Source organism: Massilia aurea, from assembly GCF_040790145.1.
Lineage (GTDB): Bacteria > Pseudomonadota > Gammaproteobacteria > Burkholderiales > Burkholderiaceae_D > Telluria > Telluria aurea_C.
This window is the reverse complement of record NZ_JBFMMP010000028.1, coordinates 14148-30861: the sequence shown is the minus strand read 5'-3', so window position 1 is coordinate 30861 and position 16714 is coordinate 14148. Positions and strand designations below refer to the sequence as shown.

General features: G+C 65.5%; 11 protein-coding genes and 1 pseudogene. 8 read left to right on the top strand and 4 right to left on the bottom strand.

The annotated features are described in order from the left end of the window. A pseudogene (locus tag AB2N08_RS22305) lies at positions 1–119 on the top strand (IS110 family transposase); the annotation flags it as partial. A 48-nt stretch (positions 120–167) separates the two neighbouring features. Here AB2N08_RS22305 and AB2N08_RS22300 read toward each other — a convergent pair. The 3 genes from AB2N08_RS22300 to prpR all read right to left on the bottom strand — a co-directional run bounded on the left by AB2N08_RS22300 (position 168) and on the right by prpR (position 4510). Beyond that, positions 168–1367 carry a trans-sulfuration enzyme family protein gene (locus AB2N08_RS22300; RefSeq protein WP_367613097.1) on the bottom strand — a complete coding sequence of 400 codons (1200 nt, stop codon included), beginning with the start codon at positions 1365–1367 and terminating at the stop codon, positions 168–170. Further along, positions 1364–2743, bottom strand: a complete 1380-nt coding sequence (locus AB2N08_RS22295) for a pyridoxal-phosphate dependent enzyme (RefSeq protein WP_367613096.1) — start codon at positions 2741–2743, stop codon at positions 1364–1366. The genes AB2N08_RS22300 and AB2N08_RS22295 overlap by 4 nt, the downstream gene beginning before the upstream one ends. A gap of 156 nt (positions 2744–2899) precedes the next feature. Beyond that, complete coding sequence (gene prpR / locus AB2N08_RS22290) at positions 2900–4510, bottom strand: propionate catabolism operon regulatory protein PrpR (protein ID WP_367613095.1); 1611 nt, start codon at positions 4508–4510, stop codon at positions 2900–2902. A gap of 174 nt (positions 4511–4684) precedes the next feature. Between prpR and AB2N08_RS22285 the strand changes: the two genes are divergently transcribed. From AB2N08_RS22285 to AB2N08_RS22255, 7 genes are all read left to right on the top strand, one after another. Next, on the top strand, positions 4685–4993 hold the full coding sequence (locus tag AB2N08_RS22285) for a DUF485 domain-containing protein (RefSeq protein ID WP_367613094.1): 309 nt from the start codon (positions 4685–4687) through the stop codon (positions 4991–4993). After that, complete coding sequence (locus tag AB2N08_RS22280) at positions 4993–6654, top strand: cation acetate symporter (protein ID WP_370662444.1); 1662 nt, start codon at positions 4993–4995, stop codon at positions 6652–6654. Before AB2N08_RS22285 ends, AB2N08_RS22280 begins: the two co-directional genes overlap by 1 nt. A 313-nt stretch (positions 6655–6967) precedes the next feature. Further along, on the top strand, positions 6968–7858 hold the full coding sequence (gene prpB, locus AB2N08_RS22275; RefSeq protein ID WP_367613092.1) for a methylisocitrate lyase: 891 nt from the start codon (positions 6968–6970) through the stop codon (positions 7856–7858). Positions 7859–7870: 12 nt separating this feature from the next. Then, entirely contained in the window at positions 7871–9031 is a 1161-nt protein-coding gene (prpC, locus tag AB2N08_RS22270; protein WP_367613091.1) for a bifunctional 2-methylcitrate synthase/citrate synthase, read from the top strand. 176 nt (positions 9032–9207) lie between these two features. Then, a complete protein-coding gene (gene acnD / locus AB2N08_RS22265; RefSeq protein WP_367613090.1) occupies positions 9208–11808 on the top strand; it encodes a Fe/S-dependent 2-methylisocitrate dehydratase AcnD in 2601 nt (866 codons plus the stop codon). Then, on the top strand, positions 11805–12998 hold the full coding sequence (prpF, locus tag AB2N08_RS22260) for a 2-methylaconitate cis-trans isomerase PrpF (protein ID WP_367613089.1): 1194 nt from the start codon (positions 11805–11807) through the stop codon (positions 12996–12998). The genes acnD and prpF overlap by 4 nt, the downstream gene beginning before the upstream one ends. 121 nt (positions 12999–13119) lie before the next feature. After that, entirely contained in the window at positions 13120–15720 is a 2601-nt protein-coding gene (locus AB2N08_RS22255; protein WP_367613088.1) for a bifunctional diguanylate cyclase/phosphodiesterase, read from the top strand. On the opposite strand, the gene xth is transcribed toward AB2N08_RS22255, so the two are convergent. Continuing rightward, on the bottom strand, positions 15717–16493 hold the full coding sequence (gene xth, locus AB2N08_RS22250; RefSeq protein WP_367613087.1) for an exodeoxyribonuclease III: 777 nt from the start codon (positions 16491–16493) through the stop codon (positions 15717–15719). The two genes, AB2N08_RS22255 and xth, sit on opposite strands and share 4 nt — an antisense overlap. Between the last annotated feature and the right edge of the window lie 221 nt (positions 16494–16714).

Sequence of the window (16714 nt, the reverse complement as noted above, 5' to 3'; positions counted from 1 at the left end):
TGCTTGCTAAAGGCAAATCCAAGATGGCTGTGATTGGTGCTGCCATGCGCAAACTGGCACACCTATGCTTCGGCGTGGTCCATTCTGGCAAGCCCTATGACCCAAAATTTGCGCCTTAGGGCTTGACAGGGGAGGCGGTATCTACTGTCATGCCGCCTTCAATCAGGTCAGATCGCCGCCAGCGCGCGGCGCAGGTCTTCGCGCTGGTCGTCGACATGCTCGATCCCGACCGACAGCCGGATCAACCCGTCGCCGATCCCCAGTTCGGCGCGCCGCGCAGGCGGAATGGTCGCATGCGTCATCAGCGCCGGATGTTCGATCAGGCTCTCGACCCCACCCAGGCTTTCGGCCAGCGTGAACACCTCGCACGCTTCCAGGAAGCGGCGCGCGCCGTCGATATCGGTATCGAGGTCGATCGAGACAATGCCGCCATACCCGCCATGCATCTGGTTGCGCGCGAGCGCGTGCTGCGGATGCGATTCAAGCCCTGGATAGTGCACCTTGCGGACCTGCGGCTGCTGCTCGAGCCAGCTCGCCAGCAGCAGGGCATTGGCGCTGCTGCGCTCCACGCGCAGGGCCAGGGTCTTGATTCCGCGTAGCACCAGGAAGCTGTCGAACGGCCCCTGGATGGCGCCTACCGCGTTCTGGATGAAACCGAGCTTTTCGGCCAGGCCCGTCTGGTGGTCGCTGGCGCCAACCACCGCCACGCCGCCGATCACATCCGAGTGGCCGTTGATGTACTTGGTGGTCGAGTGCACCACGATGTCGAAGCCATGTTCGAGCGGGCGCTGGATGATCGGGCTGGCAAATGTGTTGTCGCAAACGGAGAGGATGCCGCGCGCATGGCACAAGGCCGCAATCGCGGTCAGGTCGGCCAGCTTGAGCATCGGGTTGGTGGGCGTCTCGACCCACACCATGCGCGTGGCGGGCGTGATGGCGGCGGCCAGCGCGTCGGGATCGGACAGGTCGACGTAGCTGAACATGTGCCCGGCGCTGTCGCGGCGCACGCGCTCGAACAGGCGGTAGGTGCCGCCGTACATATCGTCGCCGGCCACGATGTGCGAGCCGCTTGGCAGCAGCTCCAGCACGGCGGCAATGGCCGCCAGGCCCGAGGCAAAGGCGAAGGCGGCGCGGCCGCCCTCGATGTCGGCCAGCGAGCGCTCGAGCGCGAAGCGCGTCGGGTTGTGCGAGCGGCCGTAGTCGTAGCCCTGGTGCACGCCGGGGCTCTCTTGCCGGTAGGTCGAGGTGGCGAAGATCGGCGGCATCACGGCGCCGGTCGCCGGTTCGGGCGACTGGCCGCCGTGGATGACGCGGGTGGCCAGGTGGCGTTTGAATTCGATAATTTGTTTGGTTTCCGGATGGGTCACGAGAGCGTCCTTCGCAAGTGATTGAGCAGGTCGTAGCGCGTGATCAGGCCATAGAATTGCGGCCCGTCGGCGATCACGGCGGTGAGGCCCCGGTCGAGGATGTCGCGCAGTTGCGCCATGCTCGCGCCAGGGGGCAGGGTCTTGAGGTCGGCCGTCATCGTGGACGACACCGGCGCGCCGAAATGGTCGTTCGATTGCGTCACCTGCAGCAGCAGGTCGGATTCATCGATCAGGCCCGCCAGGCGCCCTTCGGCGTCCATCACGGGCAGTTGCTGCAGGTCGCTCGAGCGCATGCGGTTGAACGCCGTGAGCAGCGTGTCCGATGGCGCCAGGGTGATGACTTCACCGGCATCGTGGCGGCGCCCGATCAGGTCGCGCAGGTCGCCCGTTTTCGGGCGCGTGATCAGGCCCTGGTCGACCATCCAGCCATCGCTGTACACCTTGCTCAGGTAGCGCGTGCCGGTATCGCACACGAAGGTGACGACGCGCTTGGGGCGCGTCTGCGCGCGGCAGTATTTGAGCGCCGCGGCCAGCAGCGTGCCGGTGGAAGAGCCGGCCAGGATGCCTTCTTGCTGCAGCAGCAGGCGCGCCGTCGAGAAGCTTTCTTCGTCGGTGATGGTGTAGGCCTGCTTGACACGCGTGAGGTCGGCGATGCCGGGAATGAAATCTTCGCCGATACCTTCGACGGCCCACGAGCCGGCATGCTGCGACACGTGGCCGGTGTCGATGTATTCGGCCAGGATCGAGCCTTTGGGGTCGGCCAGGATGAATTCGAGCTGGGGCGCGACCTTCTTGAAATAACGCGACAGGCCGGTCAGCGTGCCGGACGAACCGACGCCGACCACGATGGCGTCGAGCTTGTGCTTGGCCTGGTCCCAGATCTCGGGGCCGGTGGTGGTTTCGTGGGCGCGCGGATTGGCCGGGTTGTTGAACTGGTCGGCGAACCAGGCGCCGGGAATTTCTTTTGCCAGGCGCGCCGCAACATCCTGGTAATACTCGGGATGGCCCTTGCCCACGTCGGAGCGGGTCAGGTGGATCTCGGCGCCCAGCGCCTTGAGGTGCAGGATTTTTTCGGCCGCCATTTTGTCCGGCACGACCAGCACGACGCGATAGCCCTTGATGCGCGCGACCAGCGCCAGGCCCAGGCCCGTGTTGCCGGCGGTGGCTTCGACGACGGTGCCGCCGGGATTGAGCAGGCCATCGTGCTCGGCCTGTTCGATCATGGTCTTGCCGATGCGGTCCTTGATGGAGCCGCCGGGATTTTGCGATTCGAGCTTGAGAAATAGCTGGCAGGGCCCGGTATCGATGCGGGTCACTTCCACCAGCGGGGTATCGCCAATCAGGGAAAACAGAGCAGCTTGCGACGCATGTTGCATATATGCCTCCGGAGTGGGCCGCCAGGCCGTATCAAAGAAACATGATACGAGTTTTCGCCACGCGTTGCTTTGGAGTGCCTTAAAGATTTGCCAAGAGTTCCGTCAAGCTTTGCGCGTGGCCGGATTGTCAGCGATCAATGGCTCCACAGAATCACGTCAGCTTTCCGCCTTCAGCCTTCGCCACAGGGTCGTGCGACTGATCCCCAGGTGATCGGCCGCCAGGTCGCGCTGCCCGCCGAAGCGCGCCAGCACCGCCGCCGCCGACTCACGCGCCGGCGAGCTTGACGCACTGTCGATGGCGGCGCCACGGGCCAGCTCCGGCGCCGCCGACAGCATGAAGCCGGGCGTCAGCGCCTGCAGCGGCTCGGCCGCCAAAAATAGCGCCAGGCGCTCGGCCAGGTTGCGCAGTTCGCGCACATTGCCGGGCCAGGCGTAGGCCGTGAGCAGCGGCGCACACGCCGTCAGTTCGGCCGCCAGGTTCGGATGCGGGCGTGCACCCAGTGCAGCCAGCGCGCCCTTGAGCGACCATTCGAGCAGCGGTGCGATGTCTTGCGGGCGCGCGCGCAGCGGCGGCAGCGCCAGGCGCAGCACGGCCAGGCGATAGAACAGGTCGGCCCGGAAGCGCCCGTCGCGCACGCGCGCTTCGAGATGGCAGTGGGTGGCGCTGATCACGCGCACGTCGATCGGCACCGGCCGCGTGCCGCCCACGCGCATCACTTCGCGCTCCTCGAGCACGCGCAGCAGTCGCGTTTGCAGGCCCAGGGGCATTTCGCCGATCTCGTCGAGAAACAGCGTGCCGCCATTGGCCGCTTCGAACAGGCCGGCGTGTCCGCCACGGCGCGCGCCGGTGAAGGCGCCATCTTCGTGGCCGAACAGTTCGGATTCGAGCAGCGATTCGGCAATGGCGCCGCAGTTGACCGCCACGAACGGGCGCAGCGCGTCGCGGCGCGGACTTTCGCGGTGGATCGCCTGCGCCACGAGTTCCTTGCCGCTGCCGGTTTCGCCCTCGATCAGCACGGTGCTGGGCGAGCGCGCATACAGCACCACGGTCTGGCGCAACCGCTCCATTGCGGGCGAGTCGCCGCGCAGGTCGTTCAGGCCGCGCCGCAGCCGTTGCCCGTCGGGCGAAGGGCGCCCGCCACGGCCACGGTTGACCTCGAGCCGGGTCAGGCGCGCCAGTTCCAACGCATCGTCGAACGCTTGCCGGATCGACGCCGCCGAATACAGGAACACGGCGCGCAGGCCGGCTTCCTCGGCCAGGTCGGTGACCGAGCCGGCGCCGACGACGACCGCCACGCCCATCGCCTTGAGCTCCTCGACGGCGGCGCGCGCGTCTTCTTGCGTGACGTAACTGCGCTGGACCAGGTCCAGGCCAAAGCCGGCCGCGAAGTCGGCCAGTTCCGGCAGCAGCGCGCCATAACTGACGACGCCGATGGCGCCGGCAGCGTTGCCGGCCAGCTTGCGCGCGCGCGTGAGCGCCTGCAGCACGTCGAAGCCACTGGCCTTGGCGGCCACCACAGGCACCGACACGCGGCTCTTGAGCCAGGCGGCGTTCGAGCCGGCCGCGATCACGACATCGCAATGCTCGGTCGCCAGCCGTTCGCGGATGTGTTTCGCGGCCTCGTCGAAACCGATGTGCAGCGGTTCGATGGCGGCCAGGTGGTCGTACTCGACGGTGATGTCGCGAAACAGCGCCGACAGGCGCGAGACCGACACCGTCCAGATGATGGGTTTGTTGCCGGCAGCGAGGGAGCGTGTGGAATCCATGTTTCAAGTGTAGTGCAAACGCAGGCGCTTGTTTCAGCTTGAAACGGCAATCGGCGAACGATCGGTCGAATTTAGGCCCGCCGCGTAAGAATCCGGTAAGGGCATCCCCGTAGCATGGGCCGCAGCCACAAGGCAGCCGAACCACGGCACTATCAAAAGAATCAGGAGACAATTTTGGATCAAGACATCGTAGACCGGGTCAAGAACGACCCCAATTACCAGAAACTCAAACGCATCCGTTCCCGCTTCGGCTGGACCCTGACCTGGGCCATGATGATCGTGTACTACGGCTTCACGCTGCTGGTCGCGTTCAACAAGGAATTCATGGGCACCCCCATTGGCGACGGCGTCATCACCTGGGGCATTCCCCTCGGCCTGTTCGTCATCCTGTTCACCGTACTGATCACTGGCATCTACGTGCGCCGCGCCAACCGCGAATACGACGAGTTGAGCGACGCCATCCGTGCCAAGGTGGGCGCATGATGGCCGGCGCTCGCACTTCCACTCTCGCGTTGGCATTGCTGGTCGCCAGCGGTATCGCCCAGGCCGCGCCGGATCTTGGCCAGGCCACGCAGCAGGCGACCAACTGGACCGCGATCAGCATGTTCGCGCTGTTCGTCGTCGGCACCCTGTTCATTACCAAGTGGGCCGCCGCCAAGACCCGCTCGGCGTCCGACTTCTATACCGCCGGCGGCGGCATCACCGGCTTCCAGAACGGCCTGGCGATCGCGGGCGACTTCATGTCGGCCGCCTCGTTCCTCGGCATTTCGGCGGCCGTGTTCCTCGACGGCTACGATGGCCTGATCTACGCCATCGGCTTCCTGGTCGGCTGGCCGGTCATCACGTTCCTGATGGCCGAGCGCCTGCGCAACCTGGGCCGCTTCACGTTTGCCGACGTGGCCTCGTACCGCTTCGCGCAAAAGCCGATCCGCGTGTTCGCCGCGTCCGGCACGCTGGTCGTGGTCGCGTTCTACCTGATCGCGCAGATGGTCGGCGCCGGCCAGCTGATCAAGCTGCTGTTCGGCCTGGAATACTGGATCGCGGTCGTGCTGGTCGGTATCCTGATGATGGTCTACGTGCTGTTCGGCGGCATGACGGCCACCACCTGGGTGCAGATCATCAAGGCCGTGCTGCTGCTGTCGGGCGCGTCGTTCATGGCGTTCTCGGTGCTGGCGCAGTACAACTTCAGCCCGGCGCTGCTGTTCCAGACCGCCACCGAAGTGCACGCCAAGGGCACCGCCATCATGGGCCCGGGCAGCTTCATCAAGGATCCGATCTCGGCAATCTCGTTCGGCATGGCACTGATGTTCGGTACCGCCGGCCTGCCGCACATCCTGATGCGCTTCTTCACCGTGCCAAGCGCGAAGGAAGCCCGTAAATCGGTGCTGTGGGCAACCACCTGGATCGGCTACTTCTACATCCTGACCTTCATCATCGGCTTCGGCGCGATCGTGCTGGTTGGCACCAATCCGGCGTTCAAGGATGCTGCCGGCGCACTGCTCGGTGGTAACAATATGGCGGCGGTCCACCTGGCCAAGGCCGTGGGCGGCGACGTGTTCCTGGGCTTCATCTCGGCGGTGGCGTTCGCGACCATCCTGGCGGTGGTGGCAGGGCTGACGCTGTCGGGCGCCTCGGCGGTCTCGCACGACCTGTATGCGACGGTATTCAAGAAGGGCAACGCCACCAGCGAAAACGAACTGCGCGTCTCGAAGATCACCACCATCTGTCTCGGTATCGTGGCCGTGGTGCTGGGCATTGCCTTTGAAAAGCAGAACGTCGCCTTCATGGTTTCGCTCGCCTTTGCGATCGCGGCCTCGGCCAACTTCCCGGTGCTGTTCATGTCGGTGCTGTGGAAGGATTGCACCACCCGCGGCGCAACGGTGGGCGGCTTCCTGGGCCTGGCCACGGCAGTGGGCCTGACGATCGTATCGAAATCGGTGTGGGTCGACGTGCTGCATCATCCTGCGGCCATCTTCCCGTACGCCTCGCCAGCGATCTTCTCGATGGCGGTCGGCTTCATCGGTATCTGGCTGTTCTCGATCACCGACAAGGGTCCACGCGCCCGGATCGACCGGGCCGGCTTCGAGGCGCAGCAAGTGCGCGCCGAGACCGGGATCGGCGCGTCGGGGGCGTCGGGGCACTAAGCAATTAGCGCAGACAGTCCGCGCACGCCAAGCCGGGAGGGGTTCGCAAGAATCGCTCCCGGCTTTTTTTTCGCAAAGCCGGCAAAGCCGGTGTCAGGTCTGACATTCGGACACAGACTCAGCAACGGGCATCTATTATTTCAAGTTGCAATTGTGTGTTTCATCTGAAACGCGGCATGTGCATATTTTCGCGTAAAACGGTACTGGAACGACGTAAGTCCTTGAAATTGCGGTAGCGGTATGCGGCAATCGGGCTGGCACGCTGCTTGCAAAAGGGTCTGTAACCTCTTCACCGCAATGACAAAGGACCAGCATGAGCAATTTCTCCGCAGGCACCGCCTTCCGCCAGGCGATCCTGGACGAATCCCCCCTGCAAGTGGTGGGTGCGATCAACGCCAACCACGCACTGCTGGCCAAGCGCGCCGGCTTCAAGGCCATCTACCTGTCCGGCGGCGGGGTTGCGGCCGGCTCGCTCGGCTTGCCGGATTTGGGCATCTCGAACCTTGACGACGTGCTGGTCGACGTGCGCCGCATCACCGACGTGTGCGACCTGCCACTGCTGGTCGACGTCGATACCGGCTTCGGCGCGTCGGCCTTCAATGTCGCGCGCACCGTGCGCTCGCTGTCCAAGGCCGGCGCGGCCGCCTGCCACATCGAGGACCAGGTCGGCGCCAAGCGCTGTGGCCACCGGCCCGGCAAGGAAATCGTCAGCAAGGACGAAATGGTCGACCGCATCAAGGCCGCCGCCGACGCGCGCCTGGATGATGATTTCGCGATCATGGCGCGTACCGATGCGCTGGCCGTCGAAGGCCTGGACGCGGCAATCGAGCGCGCCGTGGCGTGCGTCGAAGCAGGCGCCGACATGATCTTCCCCGAGGCAATGACCACGCTCGACATGTACAGGCAATTCGCCGCCGCGGTCAAGGTGCCGGTGCTGGCCAATATCACCGAGTTCGGCGCCACGCCGCTGTTTACCGTCGATGAACTGGCCGGCGCCGGCGTGGGCCTGGTGCTGTATCCGCTGTCGGCATTTCGCGCGATGAACAAGGCGGCCGAGAATGTGTACAACGCGATCCGCCGCGACGGCACGCAGCAGAACGTGCTGGACACGATGCAGACGCGCGCCGAACTGTATGACCGCATCGATTATCACAGCTACGAGCAGAAGCTCGATGCGCTGTTTGCCCAGAACAAAGTCAAGTAAGGAGACCCGATCATGAGCGTACAACACCTGGAAACCCCGACCTTCAAGCCCAAGAAATCGGTCGCCCTGTCCGGCGTCGCCGCCGGCAATACGGCGCTGTGCTCGGTGGGCAAATCGGGTAATGACTTGCACTACCGCGGCTACGACATCCTCGACATCGCCACCAGCAGCGAATTCGAGGAAATCGCCTACCTGCTGGTGCACGGCAAGCTGCCCAACGACGGCGAGCTGCGTGGCTACAAAGCCAAGCTGCGCTCGCTGCGCGGCTTGCCGCAGGCGGTGAAGAGTGCACTGGAGGCCTTGCCGGCCGGCGCCCATCCGATGGACGTGATGCGCACTGGCGTGTCGGTGCTGGGCTGCACGCTGCCCGAGAAAGACGAGCACCACATCAGCGGCGCGCGCGACATCGCCGACCGCCTGATGGCGTCGTTCGGCTCGATGCTGCTGTACTGGTACCACTTCAGCCACAACGGCAAGCGGATCGCCGTCGAGACCGACGACGATTCCATCGGCGGGCACTTCCTGCACCTGCTGCACGGCTTCGCGCCGAAGGAATCGTGGGTGCGCGCGATGCACACGTCGCTGATCCTGTACGCCGAACACGAATTCAATGCCTCGACGTTCACCGCCCGTGTGATCGCCGGCACCGGCTCGGACATGCACTCGGCGATTACCGGCGCGATCGGCGCGCTGCGCGGGCCGAAGCATGGCGGCGCCAACGAAGTGGCGCACGACATCCAGAAGCGCTACGAAAACCCGGACGAAGCCGAAGCCGATATCCGCAACCGCGTGGCCAACAAGGAAGTCGTGATCGGCTTCGGCCATCCGGTATACACGATCTCGGACCCGCGCAACAAGGTCATCAAGGAAGTGGCGCGCACGCTGTCGGAAGAGGGCGGGTCGATGAAGATGTTCGACATCGCCGAGCGGCTCGAGACGGTGATGTGGGACGTGAAAAAGATGTTCCCGAACCTGGACTGGTTCTCGGCCGTGTCGTATCACATGATGGGCGTACCCACCGCGATGTTCACGCCGCTGTTCGTGATCGCGCGCACGTCCGGCTGGTCGGCGCACGTGATCGAGCAGCGCATCGACAACAAGATCATCCGCCCGAGCGCCAATTACGTGGGGCCGGAAGATCTGCAGTTCGTGCCGCTGGCAGACCGCAAGTAAGCGCATCCCGTTCAGCCCCCCTTGCACCACTACCCCAAGCACGTCGTTCCCGCGAAGGCGGGAACCCAAGTTATTCAGCAGGCCACGAGCGATGATTATGGCTGTGCACGCAAACTTGGGTTCCCGCCTTCGCGGGAACGACGGTTTCACGGTTAACTCATTGATCGCATGCCGCCATGAATACTGACTACCGCACACCGCTCCCCGGCACCGACCTCGATTACTTCGACACCCGCGCCGCCGTCGACGCCATCGCCCCCGGCGCCTACGCCACGCTGCCCTACACCTCGCGCATCCTGGCCGAAAACCTCGTGCGCCGCTGCTCGCCCGCGTCCTTGCATGAATCGCTCAAGCAGCTCATCGAGCGCAAGCGCGACCTCGACTTCCCCTGGTTCCCGGCGCGCGTGGTCTGCCACGACATCCTCGGCCAGACCGCGCTGGTCGACCTGGCCGGCCTGCGCGACGCCATCGCCCTGCAAGGCGGCGACCCGGCGCTCGTCAACCCCGTCGTGCCCACGCAGCTCGTGGTCGACCATTCGCTGGCCGTCGAATGCGGCGGGTTCGACCCGGATGCGTTCACCAAGAACCGCGCCATCGAGGACCGCCGCAACGAAGACCGCTTCCACTTCATCGACTGGACGAAAAAGGCCTTTAAAAATGTCGACGTGATCCCGCCCGGGAACGGCATCCTGCACCAGATCAATCTCGAGCGCATGTCGCCGGTGATCCAGGTCGAGCGCGGCGTGGCCTACCCCGACACGCTGGTGGGCACCGATTCGCACACGCCAATGGTCGATGCGCTCGGCGTGCTCGCCATCGGTGTGGGCGGACTCGAAGCCGAAAGCGTGATGCTGGGCCGCGCCTCGTGGATGCGCCTGCCCGACATCGTCGGCGTCGAACTCACCGGCAAGCCGCAGCCAGGCATCACCGCCACCGACGTGGTGCTGGCGCTGACCGAGTTCCTGCGCAATGCGAAGGTGGTCTCGACGTACCTCGAATTCTTCGGCGCCGGCGCGGCCGCGCTCACGCTCGGTGACCGCGCCACGATCGCGAACATGGCCCCCGAATTCGGCGCCACCGCCGCGATGTTCTGCATCGACGAGCAAACCATCAAGTACCTGCGCCTGACCGGCCGCGAAGACGCGACCGTGCACCTGGTCGAGACGTATGCGAAGCACGCCGGCCTGTGGGCCGACACATTGCAGTCGGCTGTCTACGAGCGCACGCTGTCGTTCGACCTGGCCAGCGTCGTGCGCAATATCGCCGGGCCGTCGAACCCGCACAAGCGCGTACCGACATCCGAACTGGCCGCGCGCGGCATCTCGGGCGTGGTAGAAAACGAGCCGGGTCGCATGCCCGATGGCGCCGTCATCATCGCCGCGATCACCAGCTGCACCAACACCAACAACCCGCGCAATATGATCGCGGCCGGTCTGCTGGCGCGCAACGCCAACCGCGCGGGCCTGACGCGCAAGCCGTGGGTGAAAAGCTCGCTGGCGCCGGGCTCGAAGGCGGTCGCGCTGTACCTCGACGAAGCGGGCCTGAGCGTTGAACTGGATGCGCTCGGCTTCGGTGTCGTCGCCTTTGCCTGCACTACCTGCAACGGCATGAGCGGCGCGCTCGATCCGGCGATCCAGCAAGAGATCATCGAACGCGACCTGTATGCCACGGCGGTCCTGTCGGGCAACCGCAATTTCGACGGGCGCATCCACCCGTATGCGAAACAGGCGTTTCTGGCGTCGCCCCCGCTGGTGGTGGCGTACGCGATTGCCGGCACCATCCGCTTCGATATCGAGAAGGACGTGCTGGGACTCGACGCCGCCGGCCGCCCCATCCGCCTGGCCGACCTGTGGCCATCGGACGAAGAGATCGACGCGGTGGTCGAGGCCAGCGTCAAGCCGGAGCAGTTTCGCAAGGTCTACACGCCGATGTTCGCGCGCGTGGCCGACGCTGGCGGCGCGGTCAGCCCGCTATACGACTGGCGCGCGCAAAGCACCTATATTCGCCGGCCGCCGTACTGGGAAGGCGCGCTGGCCGGCAGCCGGCCGCTGGCCGGGATGCGGCCACTCGCGGTCCTGGGCGACAACATCACCACCGACCACCTGTCGCCATCGAACGCGATCCTGCCCGATTCGGCCGCCGGCGAATACCTGGCCAAAATGGGCCTGCCCGAAGAAGACTTCAATTCGTACGCCACGCACCGGGGCGACCATTTGACGGCGCAGCGCGCCACGTTCGCCAATCCCACGCTCAGGAACGAGATGGTGAAGGACAGCGCGGGCAAGGTGCTGGCAGGCTCGCTCGCACGCATCGAGCCGTCGGGCGAGGTGACCCGCATGTGGGAGGCGATCGAGCACTATATGGCGCGCAAGCAGCCGTTGATCATCATCGCCGGCGCCGACTACGGGCAAGGCTCGTCGCGCGACTGGGCGGCCAAGGGCGTGCGCCTGGCGGGCGTGGAAGCGATTGCCGCCGAAGGCTTCGAGCGCATCCACCGCACCAACCTGGTGGGCATGGGCGTGCTGCCCCTTGAATTCAAGCCGGGCGACACGCGCCTGACGCTCGGCATCGACGGCACCGAAACGTTCGACGTGACCGGCGCGCGCACGCCGCGCGCCGAGCTCACCTTGACCATCAACCGCGCGAGCGGCGAACGGGTTGACGTGGCGGTGACGTGCCGGCTCGATACGGCCGAAGAAGTGGCGATCTACGAAGCCGGCGGCGTGCTGCAGCGCTTCGCGCAGGACTTCCTCGAATCGACCGTGAAGGCAGCATGATGGAACCAGTCACCTGTCTGCCGCAACGAAAAATCGCCGCGACCTATATGCGCGGCGGCACCAGCAAGGGCGTGTTCTTCAAGCTCGATGACCTGCCCGAAGAAGCCCGCGTGGCCGGCGAGGCACGCGACGCGCTGCTGCTGCGCGTGATCGGCAGCCCCGACCCCTACGGCAAGCAGATCGACGGCATGGGCGGCGCCACGTCCAGCACCAGCAAGGCCGTCATCGTCGCCCCATCCGCGCGCGCCGGGCACGACGTCGACTACCTGTTCGGCCAGGTGGCGATCGACAAGCCGTTCGTCGACTGGAGCGGCAACTGCGGCAACCTGTCGGCGGCGGTCGGCCCGTTCGCAATTGCCGGCGGCCTGGTCGACCCGGTGCGCGTGCCGCACGATGGCGTGGCCGTGGTGCGCATCTGGCAAGCCAATATCGGCAAGACGATCATCGCCCATGTGCCGATTGCCGGTGGCCAAGTGCAGGAAACGGGCGGTTTCGAGCTCGATGGCGTCACATTCCCGGCGGCCGAGGTGCAGCTCGAGTTTATCGATCCGGCAGCCGAGGAAGAGGGCGGTGGCGGCGCCATGTTCCCGACCGGGAACCTGGTCGATGAACTCGATGTGCCGGGCGTAGGCGTGCTGCGCGCAACCCTGATCAACGCCGGCATCCCGACCATCTTCATCGACGCCGGCGCGCTCGGCTACGACGGCACCGAGCTGCAAGACGCGATCAATGGCGATCCGCGCTCGCTGGCCGTGTTCGAGACCATCCGTGCCCATGGCGCGCTACGCATGGGCCTCATCGCCAGCATCGACGAGGCAGGCAAGCGCCAGCACACGCCGAAAGTAGCATTCGTGGCCAAAGCGGCCGGGTATATGGCATCGAGCGGGCGCCAGGTAGCGGCGGGCGAGATCGACCTGCTCGTGCGGGCGCTTTCGATGGGCAAGCTGCACCACGCGATGATGGGCACGGCGGCCGTGGCCATCGGTACGGCGGCGGCCATCCCCGGCACACTGGTGAATCTGGCCGCCGGTGGGGGCGAGCGCTCGGCGGTGCGGTTCGGCCATCCGTCCGGCACGCTGCGGGTGAGCGCCGAGGCGGTCCTGGGCGATGGCCAGTGGCGCGTTGCCAAGGCCGGCATGAGCCGCAGCGCACGCGTGCTGATGGAAGGCTGGGTGCGGGTGCCGGCCTAGTGTTGCATTCTGCTCGCGCGTGCTGGAGTTACCCGCCTTTTTCGGGTTATGATTGCCCTTCGGTGGTTGCTAGATTGCAACTCGGCGGACAATCACAACTTACAGCCTGCTTGCCTCAACGATGGACGGATTCACGACCCCGCAAGTTCCCGATGTCCCGGATGCCGGTATGCTCAAGCCGAGCCTGGCCGGCTTGCGCCGTACGGTGCGCGAGCAGCGCGCCATTTTCGAACACGCGCCGGTCGGCATCGCGGTAACGCAGCCCGACCAGATCCGTTCGTTCAACCCGCGCCTGGGCGAGATGTTCGGCTATGCGCAGGATGAAGTCGATGCACTCTCGCCGCAGGCCGTATGCATCTCTCCCGAGGCCTACCAGGCGCTGATCGGCGAGGCCTTCACCGTGCTGGCGCGCGGCGAGATGTTTGAAAAGAGCGAGCAGCAGTTTCGCCGCCGCGACGGCTCGACCTTCTGGGCGCGCCTGCGCGGCTGCGCCGTCGAACCCGGCAACCGCGGCGCCGGCACGATCTGGATCGTCGAGGACGTGACCCAGGCGCGCCAGGCGGCCAGCGAAATGCAGGCGATCATGACCAACGCGTCGATCGGCGTCATGTTCACCCGCAACCGCGTGATCCGGCGCGCCAATCCCGCTTTTTGCACGATGTTCGGCTACACCGAAGAAGAGCCGATCGGCGTCTCCACGCGCGTGCTGTACCCGGACGAAGATGCCTACCGCGCGCTGGGCGCCGACGCCTACCCCCAGTTGGGCAATGGCCAGCCGTTCCGCACCGAGCGGATCCTGGTGCGCAAGGACGGGGCGCCGGCCTGGGTCCAGATGATCGGCTACCAGGTCAATCCGCTCGACCCCGACAAAGGCACGATCTGGATGCTCGAGGACCGCACCCGCGAAAAGGGCGACGAGCAGTCGCTGCGCGAAGCGCTGCTGGAAAACCGGGCGATCCTCAACAACGCGGTGCTGGGCATCGCCGTCGTCGAGAAGGGCCGTACGCTGCACTGCAACCGCAAGATGGAAGAGCTGTTCGGCGCGCCGCCGGGCGGCATGGATGGCAATCCGGTGCGCGCGCTGTACCCCGACCAGGCCGGCTGGATGGTGGCGCGCGAACTGTCCGAGACCCAGTTCGCGCAAGGCCTGGCCCACATGGCCGAGCACGAACTGGTGCGGCGCGACGGCACGCGGTTCTGGGCGCGCCTGTCGGGCCGGCTGTTCGACGCGGCCCATACGCGCGGTCGCAGCGTCTGGCTGGTGGACGACGTCACGGCCCAGCGCGAAGCGGCCGACACGGTGCGCCGCGCGCGCGACGAACTCGAGGTGCGCGTGGCCGAGCGCACCGCCGAACTGGCCGGCGCCAACGCGCTGCTGCAAGAAGAAATCAACGAGCGGCGCCAGGCCGAGGCGCGCGTGCACCACATGGCCTATCACGACAGCCTCACCGGCCTGCCCAACCGCGCCATGCTGTCCGACCGGCTTGACGCCGCCATGCGCAGCGTGGCCAGCGGCGACGAGGCGCACAAGGGCGCCGGCCTGGCGCTGATGTTCCTCGACCTCGACCGCTTCAAGACGATCAACGATTCGCTGGGCCATCTGGTCGGCGACCAGCTGCTGCGCGAAGTCGCGCGCCGGCTGGTGCGGGCGGTGCGTCCGGGCGACCTGGTGGCGCGCCTCGGTGGTGACGAATTCGTCGTGCTGCTGCCCGGGGTCGACGACGCCGGCGCTGCCGCGATCATCGGCGACGGGATCATCGAAGCGCTGGCTTCGCCCTGCGCGATCGAGGGCCGCAGCCTGCACATCTCGCCATCGATCGGCATCTGCCTGTATCCGCAGGACGGCGGCGACGTCGACACCCTGATGCGCCACGCCGATGCTGCGATGTACCAGGCCAAGGCGGCCGGGCGCAATAATTACCAGTTTTTCACCGAGCGCATGAACCAGGCCGCGGCGCGCCACTTCGACCTTGAATCAAGTCTGCGCGGCGCGCTGGCGCGCGGTGAATTCGAGTTGCACTACCAGCCGATCATGTGCACCGTCACGCGCCGCGTGCGCGCGCTCGAGGTGCTGCTGCGCTGGCGCCGCGCCGGCGGCGAACCGGTGGGGCCGGACGAATTCATTCCGATTCTCGAAGAGAGCGGCATGATCATGGCGGTGGGCGAGTGGGTGATTCGCACCGCGTGCGTGCAGAACCAGTTGTGGAAGAGCGAAGGGCTGGACGTGGTGCCGCTTGCGATCAACCTGTCGGCGCGCCAGTTCACGCATCACGGTCTGGTCGACTCGATCCGCGGCATCGTGCACGAGACCGGGATCGACGCGGGCCTGGTCGAATTCGAGATCACCGAGACGGCCCTGATGCAGCATGGCGGCCAGACGCTCGAGACGCTGCGCCAGATGAACGCGATGGGGATGTGCTTGTCGATCGACGACTTCGGCACCGGTTACTCCAGCCTGGCCTACCTGAAGCGCTTCCCGGTCCGCAAGATCAAGATCGACCGCGCCTTCGTGCGCGAGCTGGAAGTGAGCGCCGAGGATCGCGCCATCGTGGCGGCGGTGATGGCGCTGGCGAACAGCCTGCAACTGTCGGTGGTGGCCGAAGGCGTCGAGACGGAAGGGCAGTACGCCCTGCTGCGTTCGTTCGGGTGCCAGTTCGCGCAGGGCTATCTGTTTGCGCGGCCGTTGCCGGCTGCGCAGGTGGGCAGGCTGCTGGCGGGTTAGCCGGTCAGCGCGGCCAATGTGGCGACCACGGGCGCATGGTCCGACGGCTGCTCCCATTTGCGCGTCTCGCGGTCGATGTGGCACGCAGTGCAGCGCTCGGCCAGGGCCTTGGACAGCAGGATGTGATCGATGCGCAGCCCGCGGTTGCGGCGAAACGCCATCTGGCGATAGTCCCACCAGCTGTATTGTTTGTCGGGCTGCTCGAACAGGCGGAACGCGTCCGAAAGGCCCAGCGCCATCAATGCCTGCAGCGCGCCGCGTTCGGGCAGAGAGAAATGGATCCGGCCTTCCCATTCGGCCACGTCGTGCACGTCGCGCGCCTCGGGCGCGATATTGTAGTCGCCGAGGATCGCGAACTGCGGATGCGCGGCCATCTCGGCGGCCACCCATGTCTGCAAGGCTTCCAGCCAGGCCAGCTTGTAGGCGTATTTGTCGGAACCGACTTCCTGCCCGTTCGGCACATACGCGCAGATAAAACGCACGCCGCCGATCGTCGCGGCCAGCAGGCGCTGCTGCGGATCGTCGAAGTGCGGATTGTTGCGCACCACATCCTCGAGCGGCAACCTGGACAGGATCGCCACGCCGTTATAGGTCTTTTGGCCAGAGAACGCGACCTGGTAGCCGGCAGCGTTCAGCTCGGCGACGGGGAACTTATCGTCGGTCAGCTTGGTCTCTTGAATGCAGAGCACATCAACGGGATTGGTCTCAAGCCATTGCAGCAAATGTGCAAGGCGCACTTTCAGGGAATTCACATTCCAGGTAACAATTTTCATCGATCTTTATACGGTTAAGTAGGCTGTGTTGCTTGTAACTCACGGTTGTGCAGGGCATTTGCTTGCCAACGAGCTATTATTAACGAAATTACCGGATTGATTACGCATCTTGCATGAAACAACGGTAGAGTTATGGAAGCTTGGTTGGTATAATTGCAACAACCGATAACATTATTGATTAATAGCTTTCCAAATAGTATTGCCCGAATGCTGCATCAAGA